13 protein-coding genes are annotated in these 17,163 nt (G+C 61.6%); 9 read left to right on the top strand and 4 right to left on the bottom strand.

The window, feature by feature from the left end:
• Positions 1 to 44 precede the first annotated feature (44 nt).
• Positions 45 to 452, top strand: a complete 408-nt coding sequence (locus ACVI9W_RS07125; protein ID WP_400170551.1) for an acyl-CoA thioesterase — start codon at positions 45 to 47, stop codon at positions 450 to 452.
• On the opposite strand, the gene ACVI9W_RS07120 is transcribed toward ACVI9W_RS07125, so the two are convergent.
• Positions 438 to 2,255, bottom strand: coding sequence for a cation:proton antiporter (locus ACVI9W_RS07120; RefSeq protein WP_461529599.1), 1,818 nt, complete (start codon positions 2,253 to 2,255; stop codon positions 438 to 440). The two genes, ACVI9W_RS07125 and ACVI9W_RS07120, sit on opposite strands and share 15 nt — an antisense overlap.
• Positions 2,256 to 2,331: 76 nt before the next feature.
• Here ACVI9W_RS07120 and xerD point away from each other — a divergent pair, with 76 nt between their 5' ends.
• The 6 genes from xerD to ACVI9W_RS07090 all read left to right on the top strand — a co-directional run bounded on the left by xerD (position 2,332) and on the right by ACVI9W_RS07090 (position 11,928).
• Positions 2,332 to 3,228 carry a site-specific tyrosine recombinase XerD gene (xerD, locus tag ACVI9W_RS07115; protein ID WP_461529598.1) on the top strand — a complete coding sequence of 299 codons (897 nt, stop codon included), beginning with the start codon at positions 2,332 to 2,334 and terminating at the stop codon, positions 3,226 to 3,228.
• Between the two features lie 145 nt (positions 3,229 to 3,373).
• Positions 3,374 to 4,108 carry a bifunctional protein-disulfide isomerase/oxidoreductase DsbC gene (gene dsbC / locus ACVI9W_RS07110; RefSeq protein ID WP_157193845.1) on the top strand — a complete coding sequence of 245 codons (735 nt, stop codon included), beginning with the start codon at positions 3,374 to 3,376 and terminating at the stop codon, positions 4,106 to 4,108.
• A gap of 81 nt (positions 4,109 to 4,189) precedes the next feature.
• Positions 4,190 to 5,494, top strand: coding sequence for a homoserine dehydrogenase (locus ACVI9W_RS07105; RefSeq protein WP_342623107.1), 1,305 nt, complete (start codon positions 4,190 to 4,192; stop codon positions 5,492 to 5,494).
• 27 nt (positions 5,495 to 5,521) lie between these two features.
• Complete coding sequence (thrC, locus tag ACVI9W_RS07100; protein WP_422419118.1) at positions 5,522 to 6,931, top strand: threonine synthase; 1,410 nt, start codon at positions 5,522 to 5,524, stop codon at positions 6,929 to 6,931.
• 87 nt (positions 6,932 to 7,018) lie between these two features.
• Positions 7,019 to 10,621, top strand: a complete 3,603-nt coding sequence (locus ACVI9W_RS07095; RefSeq protein WP_461529597.1) for an ATP-binding protein — start codon at positions 7,019 to 7,021, stop codon at positions 10,619 to 10,621.
• An 86-nt stretch (positions 10,622 to 10,707) separates the two neighbouring features.
• Positions 10,708 to 11,928 carry an EAL domain-containing response regulator gene (locus ACVI9W_RS07090; RefSeq protein WP_461529596.1) on the top strand — a complete coding sequence of 407 codons (1,221 nt, stop codon included), beginning with the start codon at positions 10,708 to 10,710 and terminating at the stop codon, positions 11,926 to 11,928.
• A gap of 8 nt (positions 11,929 to 11,936) precedes the next feature.
• Here the strand turns inward: ACVI9W_RS07090 and ACVI9W_RS07085 are convergent, their stop codons facing one another.
• Genes ACVI9W_RS07085 through ACVI9W_RS07075 form a run of 3 tightly spaced genes read right to left on the bottom strand, consistent with a single transcriptional unit; the run spans position 11,937 to position 14,776 of the window.
• Positions 11,937 to 12,599, bottom strand: a complete 663-nt coding sequence (locus ACVI9W_RS07085) for a response regulator (protein ID WP_461529595.1) — start codon at positions 12,597 to 12,599, stop codon at positions 11,937 to 11,939.
• Between the two features lie 42 nt (positions 12,600 to 12,641).
• Complete coding sequence (locus tag ACVI9W_RS07080) at positions 12,642 to 13,529, bottom strand: TIGR02285 family protein (RefSeq protein WP_461529594.1); 888 nt, start codon at positions 13,527 to 13,529, stop codon at positions 12,642 to 12,644.
• A 47-nt stretch (positions 13,530 to 13,576) separates the two neighbouring features.
• Entirely contained in the window at positions 13,577 to 14,776 is a 1,200-nt protein-coding gene (locus tag ACVI9W_RS07075; protein ID WP_461529593.1) for a CaiB/BaiF CoA transferase family protein, read from the bottom strand.
• Positions 14,777 to 14,906: 130 nt separating this feature from the next.
• Between ACVI9W_RS07075 and ACVI9W_RS07070 the strand changes: the two genes are divergently transcribed.
• Both ACVI9W_RS07070 and recJ read left to right on the top strand, forming a co-directional pair.
• Positions 14,907 to 15,449: a YaeQ family protein gene (locus tag ACVI9W_RS07070; RefSeq protein WP_038614134.1), complete on the top strand. Its 543-nt coding sequence runs from the start codon at positions 14,907 to 14,909 to the stop codon at positions 15,447 to 15,449.
• A 4-nt stretch (positions 15,450 to 15,453) separates the two neighbouring features.
• Positions 15,454 to 17,163 (top strand): single-stranded-DNA-specific exonuclease RecJ, encoded by a 1,710-nt coding sequence (gene recJ / locus ACVI9W_RS07065; protein WP_461529592.1) that lies wholly within the window; start codon positions 15,454 to 15,456, stop codon positions 17,161 to 17,163.

The raw sequence follows: 17,163 nt of genomic DNA, 5'->3' as shown, positions 1-17,163 counted from the left end.
GGCTGCTTTTTTGTTGTCTGCAATTTGTCCCTGATGTGAAGTTTATGAGCCCCAGAGAGCAGGAAATCGAACGCCGCACCGAACTGTCGGTGACCCGTGTCACCAAAGCGGTGTTCCCGTCCACCACCAACCACCACAACACCCTGTTTGGTGGAACCGCCCTGGCCTGGATGGACGAAGTGTCGTTCATCGCCGCCACGCGCTTCTGCCGCTTGCCGCTGGTGACCGTGTCTACCGACCGGATCGACTTCAAGCACCCGATTGCCGCCGGTTCCATTGTCGAGCTGGTAGGCCGGGTAGTCACCGTCGGCAACACCAGCCTCAAGGTCGAGGTCGAGGTGTTTGTCGAAAGCATGAGCTGCGACAGCCGCGAAAAGGCGATTCACGGCTTGTTCAGCTTTGTTGCCATCGATGACGACAAACGGCCGGTACCGGTACTACCCGGCTTCTGAATCATTTGTCGCGGGTTGAATCAACGCCACCACCGTCCACCCAGCCCCCGGCTTGAGTACACTGTCCGGTCCGAACACATGCACCCAGCCACTGGCGTCCCGGGCAAACAGCAAGGTCGCCCGCTCGCCATGCAGCACCTGATAATCCTCCCAGCCAAAGGTCTCGGTCAGGTGGGTGCTGTACAGCTCGGCGCCCTGATGTAGCTGGTTGGCCAGTTGCACGTATGTCAGGGCCTGGGTGCCGAGAACGTGCCCGCGATGTTCATCGCTGGCACGATGCTTGTCACTGCGCCGTGCCTCCAGGCCGCTGGCCAGCACGAACAGGCGCGCGTGGCCAAAGTCATGACGAAAGCGTGCGCAGGCCAGGGTGTTCAGTTCTCCTGAAGGCGAAAGCCCGAGCAAGTGACCGAGGCCAACCAGGTCAAGGTGGGCGTCGGCATGCTGTGACGCCGGGTTGCCAAAGTAGGTCGGCAGCCCCTCCATGCGCGCGGCACGGATGTTTTCCCAGCTCGAATCGGTCAACAGCACCCGGCAGTCGAGTTGTTGCAGCGCCTTGGCAATGACCCGTGCCGGTGGGTTGGCACCGACGATCAGAAAACCGCTGGGGGCGGGTTCGGCCACATTCAGTAGGCGTGCCAGCGGTCGTGCCGTGGCGCTTTGCAGCACCACGGTGCCGATGATCACCGCAAAGGTCAGCGGCACCAGCAGCAGGGCGCCTTGGTGGCCGGCCTCGTGCAGGCGGATGGCGAAAATCGCCGACACCGCAGCCGCGACAATCCCGCGCGGGGCAATCCAGCTCAGCAAGGCCCGTTCACGCCAGTTCAATTGCGAGCCCCAGGTCGACAGTGCAACGTTCAGCGGCCGGGCGATCAGCTGGATGATCAACAGCAGCGCCAGTACTGCAGGTCCAAGACCGATCAGGGCATGCAGGTCCAGGCGTGCGGCGAGGAGGATGAACAGCCCGGAAATCAGCAGCACGCTCAGGTTTTCCTTGAAGTGCAGGATCTGCCGGACATCCACGCCTTTCATGTTGGCCAGCCACATGCCCATGATGGTCACCGCCAGCAAGCCGGATTCGTGCATCACCTGATTGGCGGCAATGAAAATGCCCAGCACCGCAGCCAGCGACGCCAGGTTGTGCAGGTACTCGGGCAGCCATTGCTGGCGCATGACCTGCCCCAGTATCCAGCCGCCGGCGGCGCCGAAGGCACTGCCGCAGAGGATCACCCCGGCAAAGGTCATCAGGCTTTGGCTCAGGCCGTTGCCCGCCGCACTGGCAATGATGAAGCTGTACACCACCACCGCCAGCAGGGCGCCGATGGGGTCGATGACGATGCCTTCCCAGCGCAGGATGTTGGCAATGGTCGATTTCGGTCGCACCACGCGCAACATCGGCACAATGACGGTGGGGCCGGTGACCAGGGTCAGGGTGCCGAACAAGGTCGCCAGCATCCAGTCGAAGTCGAGTAGCCAATGGGTCGCCAGGGTGATGATGAGCCAGGTAGACAGCGCGCCAAGGGTGACCATACGCCGGACCACCGTACCGATCTCACGCCATTGCGACAGGTGCAGGGTCAGGCTGCCTTCGAACAGGATCAGCGCCACGGCCAGCGACACCAGGGGCATCAGTAGCGGGCCGAACATCGCTTGCGGGTCAAGCCAGCCGAGGATCGGTCCGGCGAGAATGCCGCTGAGCAGGAGAAAGAGGATGGCCGGCAGTTTCAGGCGCCAGGCCAGCCACTGGCAGGCAAGGGCGGCGCCTCCGATGCCACCGAAAGTCAGCAATATCTGTTGCTCGCTCATTCCAATTCCCTATGCCGTCCGTGTTGTGGAAGACTAGCGGCAATTTTTCGTTTTTGTCTTTTGCCTTCGAGTTGTCATGCCCGCACTAGAGCATCCCCTGATCGACCAGTTCCTCGATGCCCTGTGGCTGGAAAAAGGCCTGGCCGACAATACCCGCGAGTCGTACCGTAGTGATCTGGCGCTGTTCAATGGCTGGCTTCAGGAACACGGCGTGGCATTGCCCGATGCCGGGCGCGAGCTGATTCTCGATCACCTGGCCTGGCGCCTGGATCAGGGCTACAAGCCGCGATCGACCGCGCGCTTTCTCTCCGGTGTGCGTGGCTTCTATCGTTATTTGCTGCGGGAAAAGCTGATTGGTGTCGATCCGACCCTGCAGGTCGACATGCCTCAGTTGGGGCGGCCGCTGCCCAAATCCCTGTCGGAAGAAGACGTGGAAGCGTTGCTGCAGGCGCCAGACCTGTGCGAGCCGATCGGTCAGCGCGACCGGGCCATGCTCGAAGTCCTCTATGCCTGCGGCTTGCGGGTCACCGAACTGGTGAGCCTGACCCTGGATCAGGTCAACCTGCGCCAGGGGGTGTTGCGGGTGATGGGCAAAGGCAGCAAGGAGCGCCTGGTACCCATGGGCGAAGAAGCGGTGGTATGGATCGAGCGCTACCTGCGCGACGGGCGCAACGAGCTGCTCGGCGGGCGTCCGAGTGATGTGCTGTTTCCCAGCTTGCGCGGCGAGCAGATGACCCGGCAGACCTTCTGGCACCGGATCAAGCATCAGGCCCAGGTCGCCGGCATCAGTAAAAGCCTGTCGCCGCACACCTTGCGCCATGCGTTTGCTACGCATCTGCTCAATCACGGTGCCGACTTGCGGGTGGTACAGATGCTGCTGGGTCACAGTGATCTGTCGACCACGCAGATCTACACCCAAGTCGCCCGGGCACGCTTGCAGGAACTGCACGCCAGGCATCACCCGCGCGGCTGATCGCGCAGCGCTTGTATCGCCTGGGGGCGGTCTGGGCGGGCATGATGTGGTAGGCTTGGGCGGTTTGCATCAAGGGCCGTACGACCACCGTCCTTTCAGGACGTGCGTTGCTTGCCTGGCCCTTTGCCCGTCTTCAGGAGTTCCCATGCGCGTGACCCAGATTATCGCCACCGCCGCCCTGGCGCTGGTCAGCACTTTTGCCGCTGCCGCCGACAACGCCGAGCAGGCGATCCGCAAGACCCTGCAGTCCCTGGAAATCGGTGTACCGGTCGAGAGCGTTGCCTCAAGCCCGTTGAACGGTCTGTACGAAGTCAAGCTGGAAGGCGGCCGTGTACTGTACGCCAGCGCCGACGGCCAGTTCGTCGTGCAGGGCTATCTGTTCCAGATCCAGAACGGCAAGCCGGTCAACCTGACGGAAAAAACCGAGCGTCAGGCCATCGCCAAGAGCATCAATGCTATTCCAGCCGCGGAGATGGTGGTTTATCCTGCCAAGGGCGAAACCAAATCGCACATCACTGTGTTTACCGACACGACCTGCCCGTACTGCCACAAGCTGCACGCCGAAGTTCCTGAGTTAAACCGCCGCGGTATCGAAGTGCGCTACGTTGCCTTCCCGCGCCAGGGCCTCGGCTCCCCGGGCGACGAACAACTGCAAGCTGTCTGGTGTTCCAGCGACCGCAAGGCCGCGCTGGACAAGATGATCGACGGCAAAGAAATCAAGGCTGCCAAGTGTGCCAACCCGGTCAGCAAACAATTCCAGCTGGGCCAGTCGATTGGTGTCAACGGGACCCCGGCCATCGTCCTTGAGGACGGTCAGGTGATCCCGGGTTATCAACCGGCGCCGCAGGTTGCCAAGCTGGCGTTGGCCGGCGGTAAATAATTCAACAAGCGAGCCGTCACCATGGGGAGACGGCTGTTATCACGGACGGCTTCGCGTCGTTCGTTCAATGGGGAGTTCACAGTGAAACCGGTCAAAGTAGGCATCTGTGGGTTGGGGACCGTCGGTGGCGGTACCTTCAATGTACTTCAGCGTAACGCCGAGGAAATCGCCCGCCGCGCCGGGCGTGGTATCGAAGTGGCACAGATTGCCATGCGTTCGCCAAACCCGAATTGCCAGATTACCGGTACCCCCATTACCGCTGATGTATTCGAGGTCGCAACGAACCCGGAAATCGACATTGTCATCGAACTGATCGGCGGTTACACCGTGGCCCGCGAGCTGGTGCTCAAGGCCATCGACAGTGGCAAGCATGTGGTCACCGCCAACAAGGCGCTGATCGCCGTGCATGGCAACGAAATCTTTGCCAAGGCGCGCGAGAAGGGCGTGATTGTCGCCTTCGAAGCAGCCGTGGCAGGCGGTATTCCGGTAATCAAGGCGATCCGCGAAGGATTGTCGGCCAACCGCATCAACTGGGTCGCCGGGATCATCAACGGTACCGGTAACTTCATCCTGACCGAAATGCGCGAGAAAGGCCGTGCGTTCCCTGACGTGCTGGCCGAAGCCCAGGCGCTGGGCTATGCCGAAGCCGATCCGACCTTCGACGTCGAAGGCATCGATGCTGCGCACAAGCTGACCATCCTGGCCTCCATCGCCTTTGGTATTCCGCTGCAGTTCGACAAGGCTTACACCGAAGGCATCACCCAGCTGACCACCGCCGATGTGAACTACGCCGAAGCCCTCGGCTACCGTATCAAGCACCTCGGCGTGGCGCGCAGCACTGCCAACGGCATCGAGCTGCGCGTGCACCCGACGCTGATCCCGGCCGACCGCCTGATCGCCAACGTCAACGGCGTCATGAACGCGGTCATGGTCAACGGTGATGCGGCAGGTTCGACCCTGTTCTACGGTGCTGGCGCCGGCATGGAGCCTACCGCATCGTCGGTCGTCGCCGACCTGGTCGATGTGGTCCGCGCGATGACCTCCGATCCGGAGAACCGCGTACCGCACCTGGCCTTCCAGCCGGACTCGCTGTCGGCCCACCCGATCCTGCCGATCGAAGCCTGCGAATCGGCCTACTACCTGCGCATCCAGGCCAAGGATCACCCGGGCGTTCTGGCCCAGGTGGCAAGCATCCTTTCGGAGCGCGGTATCAACATCGAATCGATCATGCAGAAGGAAGTCGAGGAACAGGACGGCCTGGTGCCAATGATCCTGCTCACCCACAGTGTGCTCGAACAACGCATGAACGATGCCATTACCGCCCTGGAAGCCTTGCAGGATGTGGTCGGCAACGTCGTGCGTATCCGCGTCGAACAACTGAACTGAGCAGTCTTTGCGTTAGAGGATTAGGTCATGCGTTATATCAGTACCCGCGGCCAGGCACCGGCCCTGAATTTTGAAGACGTCCTGCTGGCCGGTCTTGCCAGTGACGGCGGCCTGTACGTGCCGGAAAACCTGCCGCGTTTCACCCAGGAAGAGATTGCTTCCTGGGCCGGCCTGCCATACCACGAGCTGGCCTTCCGGGTGATGCGCCCGTTCGTCACCGGCAGCATTGCCGATGCCGACTTCAAGAAGATTCTCGAAGAAACCTACGGCGAGTTCGCCCACGCCGCGGTCGCGCCGCTGCGTCAGCTGAACAGCAACGAATGGGTGCTGGAGCTGTTCCACGGCCCGACCCTGGCGTTCAAGGACTTTGCCCTGCAACTGCTGGGTCGTCTGCTGGACCATGTGCTGGTCAAGCGTGGCGAGCGTGTGGTGATCATCGGCGCCACCAGCGGTGACACCGGCTCAGCGGCGATCGAAGGCTGCCGTCGTTGCGACAACGTCGACATCTTCATCCTGCATCCGCACCAGCGTGTCTCGGAAGTGCAACGCCGGCAGATGACGACCATCTTCGGCGAGAACATCCATAACATCGCCATCGAAGGCAACTTTGACGACTGCCAGGAAATGGTCAAGGCCAGCTTCGCTGACCAGGGTTTCCTCAAGGGCACGCGCCTGGTAGCGGTCAACTCGATCAACTGGGCGCGGATCATGGCCCAGATCGTCTACTACTTCCATGCTGCCCTGCAGCTGGGTGGCCCGGCGCGTTCGGTGGCATTCTCGGTTCCGACCGGCAACTTCGGCGACATCTTCGCCGGTTACCTGGCGCGCAACATGGGCCTGCCGATCAGCCAGCTGATCGTCGCCACCAACCGCAACGACATCCTGCACCGCTTCATGAGCGGCAACCAGTACGTCAAGGAAACCCTGCACGCGACCCTGTCGCCGTCGATGGACATCATGGTCTCGTCCAACTTCGAGCGCCTGCTGTTCGACCTGCACGGTCGCAACGGCGCGGCGATTGCCGGGCTGATGGACAACTTCAAGCAGGGCGGTGGTTTCAGCGTCGAACAGGATCGCTGGACCGAAGCGCGCAAGCTCTTCGATTCGCTGGCGGTAGATGATGCGCAAACCTGCGAGACCATCGCCGAAGTCTTCGCCCAGACTGGCGAAGTGCTTGATCCGCACACCGCGATTGGCGTCAAAGCCGCCCGCGAGTGCCGCCGCAGCCTGGACACGCCGATGGTGGTGCTGGGTACCGCGCATCCGGTCAAGTTCCCGGAAGCGGTGGAGAAGGCGGGTGTCGGCAAGGCGCTGGAGCTGCCGGCGCATCTGAGCGACCTGTTCGAACGCGAAGAACGATGCACGGTTCTGGCCAATGATCTGAAGGCGGTACAAGCCTTCGTCAGTCAGCATGGCAATCGCGGCAAGCCACTCTGAGCGGTCACCAGGCTCACAAAAAAGCCCGTCTTTGACGGGCTTTTCGTTTCTCAGCCGGCCAATGCCAGGCGCACCGATGGAGTACCGATGAGCAAACGACACCGCCGATCAGCGGGGTTCATGCTGGCTTGCCTGTTGTGGATTTTTGCCGGTAGCTGGGCGCAGGCCGCACAGTTGCCCTTCACCCTGGTACCACCGTTCATCGAACTTGAGCCGATGCCGCTGAGTCAGGCGGAACAACAATGGCTCGGCCCTTCACGGGTGTTACGGGTGGGTATTTCCTTTGCCGATTATGAGCCGGTCGATATCACCATCGATCGCAACCGTTACCTGGGCATCAGCGCCGACTACCTGAGCCTGGTCACTCGCCGGCTGGGTGTCCGGACCCAGGTTCGGGCGTTCGCCAAACGCGAGGAAGCCATCGAGGCGCTGCATCAGGGCGAGATCGATGTGCTCACCAGTGCCAATGGATTCGAGCGCAGCGTGCCAGGTCTGGTGTTTACCGAGGATTACATTCCAGACCGTTCCATGGTGGTGGTGCGCGGCGGCGCATCGGTCCCGCACGAATCACTGGCCGGGAAGAAGATTGTATTGCTCGACGGCTATGCCGATATCCAGGTGATGCAGCGGGTCTACCCCGAAAGCCAGGTAATCCTGGCGCCCAACCTCAGTAGTGCACTGGAAGCCCTCAACCAGGGTGAGGTCGATGCGTTCATCGGCAATGAAATCATCATCCGCGCCTACAATACCCTGCGTCCTTATCTGGGATTGCAGGTTGTCGGTCCCAGCGCTTTGCCGCCGATAGGCTTTGCTTTTGCCGTGCGCGACCGGGACCGGCCATTACAGGAAATGCTCGACCGGGCCCTGGTCAGTCTTGACGATTCAGTGCGTCGTGAAATTCTACGCCGCTGGACTTCCGGGCTCGGTTCGGATGTAGATCATCATCGGGTTGCGCTGACCGCCCAGGAGCGTCAGTGGATTGCCCGTCATCCGACGGTGACCGTCGTCGGCAGCCAGTACCCGCCGTACCTGTTTCTCAACCGCCAAGGTGACTGGGTCGGCCTCAACAGCGATGTGCTGGCAACGATTGCCCAGTTGACCGGACTGCAGTTCGTTTACACCCCCTCTACATCCATCGCCCAGAGTCTGGCGCTGCTTAAAAGTGCCCAGGCTGACATGAGTACTACCTTGAGCGACTCACCGGAGCGTCGGGAGTTCCTCTCCTTCACCCATTCCTTTGGTGGGCAGAGCTGGGTGTTCATTGTTCGCCAACCCCAGCTGGGCTTGGCCTCGCTGGATGAGCTGAAGGGACAGACGCTGGCATTACCTGCCCAGCATGTGCTGGAGGCCAGCATTCGCCAGTCTCACCCCGACATCCACCTGTTGTTGGTGGACTCGCTGGAGCGCGCGCGAGAAATGGTGCGCAGCGGCGAGGCGGTGGCAACCATCGACAGTGAGGTCGGTGCCTACGGCGTGCTGAACAATGATCCAACCCTCAAGGTTGGACGGAGTGTCGAAGGCATGTGGGCGGCGGATCTGTTCTCTGTGCGACGCACTGCACCGGAGCTTGAGAGCATTCTGAACAAGGCCCTGGAAGCCTTCCCGATCGCCGAGTTTCGTGCCCTGCGGATGAGATGGCTGGGCGCGCAATCACCACCGGCACCCGCCTGGCAACGAATTGCCCCTTGGGTCTACTGGGCGGTGGCCGGCGCGGTGCTGTTCGGCCTGGTTTCACTGGTCTGGAGCAGTCGCCTGCGCGCACAGATCCGCCAGCGCGAGAAGGCCGAGGAAGCCCTCAACGATCAATTGGCCTTCAAGCGCGCATTGCTCGACGGCATCCCCAATCCGATCTATGTCCGTGATCTGGAAGGGCGCCTGATTACCTGCAACAAAAGCTACGAGCAGGCGTTTGCGTTGCGCCTGGAGGATGTCAAAGGGCAGCGCCTGACCGATATCGCGATGATTCCGCCTGAGCTGGCAACGCAGCTGCATGCTGACTATGTGAGCCTCTTGCAAGACCCGAAGCCGTTGTTCGTCGACCGTCGCATCGAATTCGAAGGGCAGTGCACGGATGCCTACCAGTGGACCGTGCCGTTCTACCGCGCCGACGGGCAATTGCAAGGGCTGCTCGGTGGCTGGATCGACATTACCGAACGCAAACGCCTGGAAGCTGATCTGGTGGAAGCGCGCGAGCAGGCGGAGCAGGCCAACCAGGCCAAAAGCACGTTTCTGGCGACGATGAGCCACGAAATTCGCACGCCCATTGCGGTGATTATCGGCTTGTTGGAGCTGGAGCGCGAAACCGCGCTGGCGCAAGGCAAGGCGCCGTCGGCCGGGCTGGAGACAGCGCACCGCTCGGCCAGTGAGTTGATTGCCTTGATCGGAGACAGCCTGGACCTGGCCCGGATCGAGGCCGGCAGCCTGCAGCTGGCACCACAGGCCACCGCGCTGATGCCTTTTGTTGACGGTATTGTCAGCCAGTTCCGTAACCAGGCCCTGGCCCAAGGGCTGGACTTGCAATTGCAGGTAGCAGAAGACGCGCAAGGGGCCTATTGGTTTGATCCATTGCGACTGCGCCAGGTGTTGGTCAACTTGCTCGGCAACGCGCTCAAGTTCACTCATTTGGGACAGGTCAGCGTTGAAGTCAGCCGAACCGGGCTGGAATCGCCATCGGGTGTCGGCTTGCTGCTGTGCGTGCGCGATACGGGTATTGGCATCAGCGAACAACAACAGGCGGAGCTGTTCACGCCGTTCACCCAGGCCAGTGCGCGGTCAGCTTCCGAATATGGCGGGTCTGGACTGGGCCTGAGTATCAGTCGGCAACTGGTAGAGCTGATGGGCGGCACTATCAACCTGCAAAGTGTACCGGGTCACGGCACCGAGGTACGCGTGGCACTCACCCTGGAGCCGGTCACCCAGGCGCAAGATCAATCGGTGACCGTGGCTGCGCTGCGCCAGGTCAGCCCGGCACGACGTATTCTGGTGGTTGATGACCTGTCCGCCAGTCGCATGGTACTCAGCCAGCAATTGACGTTTCTCGGGCATCAGGTGGTGGCGGTGGGCAGTGCTCAGGCGGCAATCAACGCCTGGCAAGCCGAGCGCTTCGATTTGCTGCTGACCGATTGCAACATGCCAGTGATGAGCGGCTATGCTCTGGCCCGCAGCATCCGCCGTTTTGAGCGCATGCATCTGCGGGCGGAAATTGCCATCGTTGGATGTACCGCCAATGCGATGAAAGAAGAACGTGAGCGTTGTCTGGCGGCGGGGATGGACGAGTTGCTGGTCAAACCGGTTTCCCTTGACCGTCTGGCTGCCGTGATCGAGGCACATGCACCACTGTTCAGCTTCAGGATGCAGGCGTTGCAGCAGATGACCCAGGCCAATCCCCAGGTAATGCGGCGCATGTTGGAGGAACTGCACAAGAACCTCGGCGAGGAGCAGGTGTTGCTCAGTGAGGCGGTATCGAGGCAGGCGCTGGAGGCTGTCCGCGCCTCCTTGCACCGCCTTGAAGGCGTTGCCTGCCTGATTGATGCCTTGCCGTTGGCGCAGGCGTGTGCGGCATTGTCCCGGGTATGCCGTGATCCGCTACCCAATGCGCTGGAGGCTGCCTGGGCCGCTCTGGAGCAGGTGATGTTGCACCTCAAGGTAGATATCGACAGGGAGTTGTTAAAAGTTCCGCAGGAACTTTAGGACTTGTCCGATAGGTTGCAGGGACGTATTTGCCTAGAGTAGCGCCTGTGCTGTCGCACATGACTGCAACTGCGGGGTAATGCTCAATGCACTCACTCAAGGTTCTGATTCTCGAGGACCATCCCTTTCAACTGATGGCGTTGCATCAAATGCTCAACGCCAATGGCGTGTTTGATGTGCTGACCGCCGATTCTGTTGAGGCTGCCTGTCAGACCCTGTCGCGACGCGGCCGGGTCGATATCGCCATTTGCGACCTGCAGATGGACGGTGCGGATGGACTGGCGTTGATTCGGCACCTGGCCGAGCATCAATTGGCGGCAGCGTTGGTGATCCTCAGTGGGGCCGAATCCTGTGTGATCGACAGCGTGGGCGCGCTGGCCCGCAATTTGGGCCTGAACGTGCTGGGCTGTATCGAAAAGCCAGCCACTAGCCTGGTCCTGCATCAGTTGCTGCGCCGCTACCTGGAACAAGACCATGCTGAGCTGCCGGTTGCCGGGCCGCCGCAGTACCCGCAATTGCTCAGCCTGACAGCGGCAGAGCTGGCCGCCAGCCAGGGCCAATGGGTGGCGCACTATCAACCCAAGGTCTGTTTTGACGGCAAGCTGGTGGGTGTTGAAGCACTGGTACGCTGGCAGCACCCCAGCCTGGGTATTCTGTCGCCTGCGCAGTTTTTTCCGCTCATCGAGGGCGCCGAGCTGATTGATGTTCTGAGTTGGCACGTCCTTGACCAGGCCCTGGCATTCAGCGCGCAGTTCCAGTCGCGCACAGGAAAAGCCTTGCCGGTAGCGGTGAACATCGCCCCGCATCTACTCCAGCACGATGACTTCCACGATCAGGTCAAGGCGGCATTGGAGCGCCATGCCGTAGCGGCCAGCGCCTTGACCCTGGAAATTGTCGAAACTGCTGGCAATACCCTCACCAACCAGCAACTAGAAGGCCTGCTGCACTTGCGCATTCTCGGTTGCCAGTTGTCCATCGACGATTTTGGAATGGGGGTTTCCAACGTGCAGCGCTTGCTGGAGCTACCGTTCAGCGAGTTGAAACTGCCCAGCGAGTTTGTCCGCGGCATGGCCCATGATGGCCGCAAGGCCGCCGTGGTGGCGGGGGCCCTGATGATGGCGCGACGCATGAGTCTGAACGTGGTGGTCGAAGGGGTGGAGACGGCTGACGATCTGCTGGCAATCAAGGATCTCGGGCATCCGGTCATGCAGGGTTATTTCATCGCCCGGCCAATGCCGGGGGGGGAGCTGATCGACTGGATCGACGCGCGCAACAGTGCTGGCTGCAAGCAACGGGCCTATGCCTGAGCATTCAATCAGCTCAGGCCGTGTTCCTGCAGGTAGAGAAAGAGCGCGGCATCATTGGCCACTCCCAGTTTGCGCATGGCACTGATTTTCTGGGTGCTGACCGTCTGTTTGCTGCGGTTGAGCAACGTTGCGATCTGGCTCACCGTGTGGCCGACGGCGAGCAGGCGGGTAACCTCAAGTTCCTTGGGTGAGAGGGGGTCCTGTACGCCAATCTGGTCTTCACGTACCGCGCCGTCTTGCAGCAACAGGTGCTCAACCGAGGCTGCCAGGTAGGTTTTTCCTTGTGACAGGCACCTGATTGCCTGGGGTAGCTCATCAGCCAGGCTGCCCTTGCTCAGCAAGCCGCTTATACCCAGGGCGAGCATCGCCCGGAACAGTCCGGCGTTGTTGAGCATGGTCACGACCAGGATCGGCAGGCGCGGGAAGTGCCGGCGAATCTGCTCCAGCAGTTTCAGGCCATCGTTCTGCTGCCCGACCGGCATCATGAAATCAGTCACCAGCACATCGCACTCCAGCCCTTGCAGATGGGCCAGCAGTTCATTCGGGCTGCCGGCCTGGGCAACCACCGTCACTCCCGGTATCTGGTCGAGGACGGCCTGCAAGCCGATACGAAAGATCGGATGATCGTCAGCCAGGACGATACGCAATGGCGGTAAGGGGGAAGTACTCAAAACAGGCTCCGGTTGTCCAGCGTCAGGGTTCTAGTCGCCTGTTCAAGGTGGGTCAAGGAAAAACTGTCGACTGTCCTGTAGATAGAGTTCGCGCGATTGCGGATCCAGCCACTGCGCATACAGTTGTGGCAGGGTATCGCGGCGCAAGGATTTGAGCAGCTGGTCGATATGGCCGATGGCCTCGCGTCCCAGTGGCGTGTCGGCACAGCCGACATGGATGAACTGGTAGCGTGCCACGCCCTGGATCGGATAGAACCTGTAGTCGTCTGTTGTCCATCCTTGCTGCTGGATCAGGTATCGGGCCTCCGGCCAGTAGCCGAGCAGCAACTGCAAGCGCTGGCGCTTTTGCATCTGCAACAGGTTGCTGACCGCATCATTGCCATAGTGACGGCTGAGCGTTTCGTCGGACAGGGTCTTGAGCAAGGCGTCGACCGGCGGGCTGTAGCTGCGTTCGGCAACTACGCCCAGTTTGAGCGAGGTGCCGGTGAGCAATGTGCGCAGGTCGATTTCCTGGTTTTTCAGGTAAGGCGCCAGTAACGCCTGGTCTTGTTGGCGTACCACCAGGCCGCTACTGAGAATGCCCAGGCTCGGTTGTGAAAAGTGCACATAGCGGGCGCGTTCGGGGGTCCAGAGCAGGGTGGGATCGCACGTGAGGCGGCCTTCTTGCAGCATCTGATTGCCACGTGCGCGATTGACCCGCATGACGCTGTGGTCGTATTCGGGCATTTTCTCGATCAGCATGGGCAACAACTGATCCACGACACCCTGACCTTTGCCGGTTCCTTCGAAAACGGTCAACGGCGGCAAGTCGCGCAGCACCCAAAGCAATCGCTCCTTGGCCGAGACAACCCCGGGCATGCTCGCACCCAACAGGGTACACACCATCAAGGTCAGCAGCGTGCGGCAGCGCGGACGCTTGCGATCGGTCATGTACGAGTCTCCACCGTCGGGCCGGTAACAGGGTTAGAGGCGATGCTTCACACCGCGCCCTGCGCGCGCAGGCGGGCAATGGCCGGTGCGTCGTAGCCCAGCGCACCCAGCAATTGCTCGGTATGCGCGCCCAGTTCTGGCCCGACCCATTCGCTGGAGCCTGGTGTTTCCGACAGCTTGGGCACGATCCCGGGCATCTTGAACGGCTTACCGTCGGGGAGTTTGGCTTGCAGGAACATCTCGCGGGCCAGAAACTGCGGGTCGCTGAACATGTCTTCGGCACTGAAGATACGGCTGGCCGGGACCTGGGCATCGTTGAGCACCTGCATCAGCGTATCCAGCGGCACGCTACGGGCCCAGCGGTCGATGACCGCGTACAGCTCGTCGCGGCGCAGATCGCGGCCATCGTTGCTGGCCAGCGCTGGATCATCGGCCAGGTCCTGGCGACCGATGGCCTGCATGAAACGCTTGAAGATCGCATCACCGTTGGCACCGATCTGTACATGCTTGCCATCGGCGCTGGTGTGAATCGAGGAAGGGGTGATGCCGGGCATGATGTTGCCGGTACGTTCACGAATGAAGCCGAACACGTCGAACTCGGGCACCATGCTCTCCATCATCGCGAAAATTGCCTCGTACAAGGCGACATCCACCACTTGGCCCGCACCGCCATTGACTTCGCGATGACGCAAAGCCATCAAGGCGCCGATCACACCCCAGAGCGCGGCAATGGAATCGCCGATGGAAATGCCGGTGCGTACCGGTGGACGATCCTCGAAGCCGGTGATGTAACGCAGCCCGCCCATCGACTCACCGACTGCGCCAAAGCCCGGCTGATCTTTCATCGGCCCGGTCTGGCCGAAGCCGGACAGGCGCACCATGACCAGCTTCGGATTCAGGCTGTGCAAGGTGTCCCAGCCCAGGCCGAGTTTTTCCAGCACACCGGGACGGAAGTTCTCGATAAGAATGTCGGCGTCGGCCAGCAGCTTTTTCAGGATCTCGATGCCTTCGGCATGCTTGAGGTTGAGGGTCAGCGACTGTTTGTTGCGGGCCTGGACGAACCACCACAGCGACGTGCCCTCGTACAGCTTGCGCCATTTGCGCAGCGGGTCGCCGCCATCGGGCGACTCGACCTTGATCACCTGGGCACCGAATTCGGCGCAGATGCGCGAGGCAAACGGGCCGGCGATCAAGGTGCCGAGTTCGATGACTTTGAGGCCGGCGAGGGGTTTGCTGGGCGTAGGCATGAGGCATCCGTAGCAGCTGGGCAGAGCCCCCGTTTTTATCATAGCTGGGCGCGCCCAGATACTGCCGCGGCGCAAGGAATATGCGGATCGGTTAGACTGGGCGACTTTCCTTGCCGCAAGAAGCCCGTCCATGGCCCAGCCTTCCACCACCTACAAGTTTGAACTGAACCTCACCGATCTCGACCGCGGCGTGTATGAAAGCGTCAAGCAGACCATCGCCCGTCACCCTTCGGAAACCGAGGAGCGCATGGCTGTACGGCTGCTGGCCTACGCCCTGTGGTACAACGAGCAACTCAGCTTTGGTCGGGGTCTGTCGGACGTGGACGAAGCTGCCCTGTGGGAAAAAAGCCTGGACGACCGCATCCTGCACTGGATTGAAGTCGGTCAACCGGACGCCGAACGCCTGACCTGGTGCTCGCGCCGCACCGAGCGCACCAGCCTGCTGGCCTATGGCAGCCTGCGCGTATGGGAGAACAAGGTTGTCCCGGCGGTCAAGAACCTCAAGAACCTGAACATCGCTGCCGTACCGCAGGAAGTGCTCGAAACCCTGGCCACCGACATGCCGCGTGCGATCAAGTGGGACGTGATGATCAGTGAAGGCACGATCTTCGTCACTGATGACCGTGGTCAGCATGAAGTGCAGCTGCAGTGGCTGCTGGGCGAGCGCGGCTGACGTTATGCGCATCGAACCACGCCCTCTGCCGGATACCTTGCCGTTTCTTGGCGACCTGCCGCCGCTGCTGACCCGCCTGTACGCCGCCCGCGGCGTGCAAAGTGCAACGGAACTGGACAAAAGCCTGGCACGCCTGCTGCCTTACCAGCAGCTCAAAGGTATCGACGCGGCGGTAGACCTGCTGGTCGAGGCCCTGGCCCAGCGCCAGCGCATCCTGATCGTTGGCGACTTCGATGCCGATGGCGCGACTGCCAGTACTGTGGGGGTGTTGGGTCTGCGCCTGTTGGGGGCGGCGCATGTCGATTACCTGGTGCCCAATCGTTTCGAATACGGTTATGGCCTGACCCCGGAAATCGTTCAGGTTGCCCTGGAACGCCAGCCGCAACTGTTGATTACCGTGGACAACGGCATTTCCAGCGTAGAGGGTGTGGCCGCAGCCAAAGCTGCCGGGCTGAAGGTGCTGGTCACCGATCATCACCTGCCAGGTCATGAACTGCCGGCAGCCGATGCCATCGTCAATCCCAACCAGCCCGGCTGCGAGTTCCCGAGCAAGGCGCTGGCCGGGGTCGGGGTGATTTTCTACGTGCTGATGGCCTTGCGCGCACGCTTGCGCAGCCTCGGGCACTACGACAACGCACCGCAACCGAATATCGGCGAACTGCTCGATCTGGTCGCCTTGGGCAGTGTTGCTGACGTCGTGCCCCTGGACGCCAACAACCGCATCCTCGTCCATCAAGGCCTTGAGCGGATCAGGGCAGGGCGGGCCCGGCCCGGGCTCAAGGCCATCCTTGAGGTGGCGCGGCGTGATCATGCACGCATCACCTCCACCGACCTCGGCTTCATCCTCGGCCCACGCCTGAACGCCGCCGGTCGTCTGGACGATATGAGCCTGGGCATCGAATGCCTGCTCAGTGACGACCCAAACCTGGCACGGGAAATGGCCGGGCAACTGGATGAGTTGAACCAGGACCGCAAGTCGATCGAGCAGGGGATGCAGCGTGAAGCCCTGGCCCAGCTCAAGGATCTACCACTGGAGTCGATGCCGTTCGGCCTATGCCTGTTCGAGCCGGACTGGCACCAGGGGGTGATCGGTATCCTTGCCTCACGCCTCAAGGAGCGTTACCACCGGCCTACCATCGCCTTTGCCGATGCGGGCGAAGGCATGCTCAAGGGCTCGGCCCGTTCGGTGCCGGGCTTTCACATCCGCGACGCCCTGGACGCCGTGGCGGCACAGCATCCGCAACTGATCAGCAAGTTCGGTGGCCATGCCATGGCTGCCGGCCTGTCCTTGCCTGCCGACAGCTTCCCGGCGTTTGCCCAGGCCTTCGATGAAGAAGTGCGCAGGCAGTTGCGTGAAGACGACCTGACCGGTCGCCTGCTCTCCGATGGCAGTCTGGCGGTCGAAGAGTTTCACCTGGAACTGGCGCGTGCCCTGCGTCACGCCGGGCCGTGGGGCCAGCACTTCCCCGAGCCGCTGTTTCACGGGGTGTTCCAGTTGGTCGAGCAACGGGTGGTGGGCGAGCGGCACCTGAAAGTGGTGCTCAAGAGCGAGTGCGGCTCGGTCAAGCTCGATGGCATCGCCTTTGGCGTCGATCGTGAGGTCTGGCCCAACCCGACGGTGCGTTGGGTCGAACTGGCGTACAAGCTCGACGTCAACGAGTTCCGCGGTCAGGAAAGCGTGCAGTTGATGATCGCGCATATCGAGCCGCGCTGA

Source organism: Pseudomonas sp. 210_17 TE3656 (assembly GCF_054821965.1).
The sequence above is the reverse complement of the archived record's forward strand: the minus strand, read 5'-3'. Positions and strand labels throughout refer to the sequence as shown.

Coding starts and splice junctions, on each gene's coding strand:
- ACVI9W_RS07125 (WP_400170551.1), top strand. CDS start 45: ATGAGCCCCAGAGAGCAGGAAATCGAACGCCGCACCGAACTGTCGGTG.
- ACVI9W_RS07120 (WP_461529599.1), bottom strand. CDS start 2,255: ATGAGCGAGCAACAGATATTGCTGACTTTCGGTGGCATCGGAGGCGCC.
- xerD (WP_461529598.1), top strand. CDS start 2,332: ATGCCCGCACTAGAGCATCCCCTGATCGACCAGTTCCTCGATGCCCTG.
- dsbC (WP_157193845.1), top strand. CDS start 3,374: ATGCGCGTGACCCAGATTATCGCCACCGCCGCCCTGGCGCTGGTCAGC.
- thrC (WP_422419118.1), top strand. CDS start 5,522: ATGCGTTATATCAGTACCCGCGGCCAGGCACCGGCCCTGAATTTTGAA.
- ACVI9W_RS07095 (WP_461529597.1), top strand. CDS start 7,019: ATGAGCAAACGACACCGCCGATCAGCGGGGTTCATGCTGGCTTGCCTG.
- ACVI9W_RS07090 (WP_461529596.1), top strand. CDS start 10,708: ATGCACTCACTCAAGGTTCTGATTCTCGAGGACCATCCCTTTCAACTG.
- ACVI9W_RS07080 (WP_461529594.1), bottom strand. CDS start 13,529: ATGACCGATCGCAAGCGTCCGCGCTGCCGCACGCTGCTGACCTTGATG.
- ACVI9W_RS07075 (WP_461529593.1), bottom strand. CDS start 14,776: ATGCCTACGCCCAGCAAACCCCTCGCCGGCCTCAAAGTCATCGAACTC.
- ACVI9W_RS07070 (WP_038614134.1), top strand. CDS start 14,907: ATGGCCCAGCCTTCCACCACCTACAAGTTTGAACTGAACCTCACCGAT.
- recJ (WP_461529592.1), top strand. CDS start 15,454: ATGCGCATCGAACCACGCCCTCTGCCGGATACCTTGCCGTTTCTTGGC.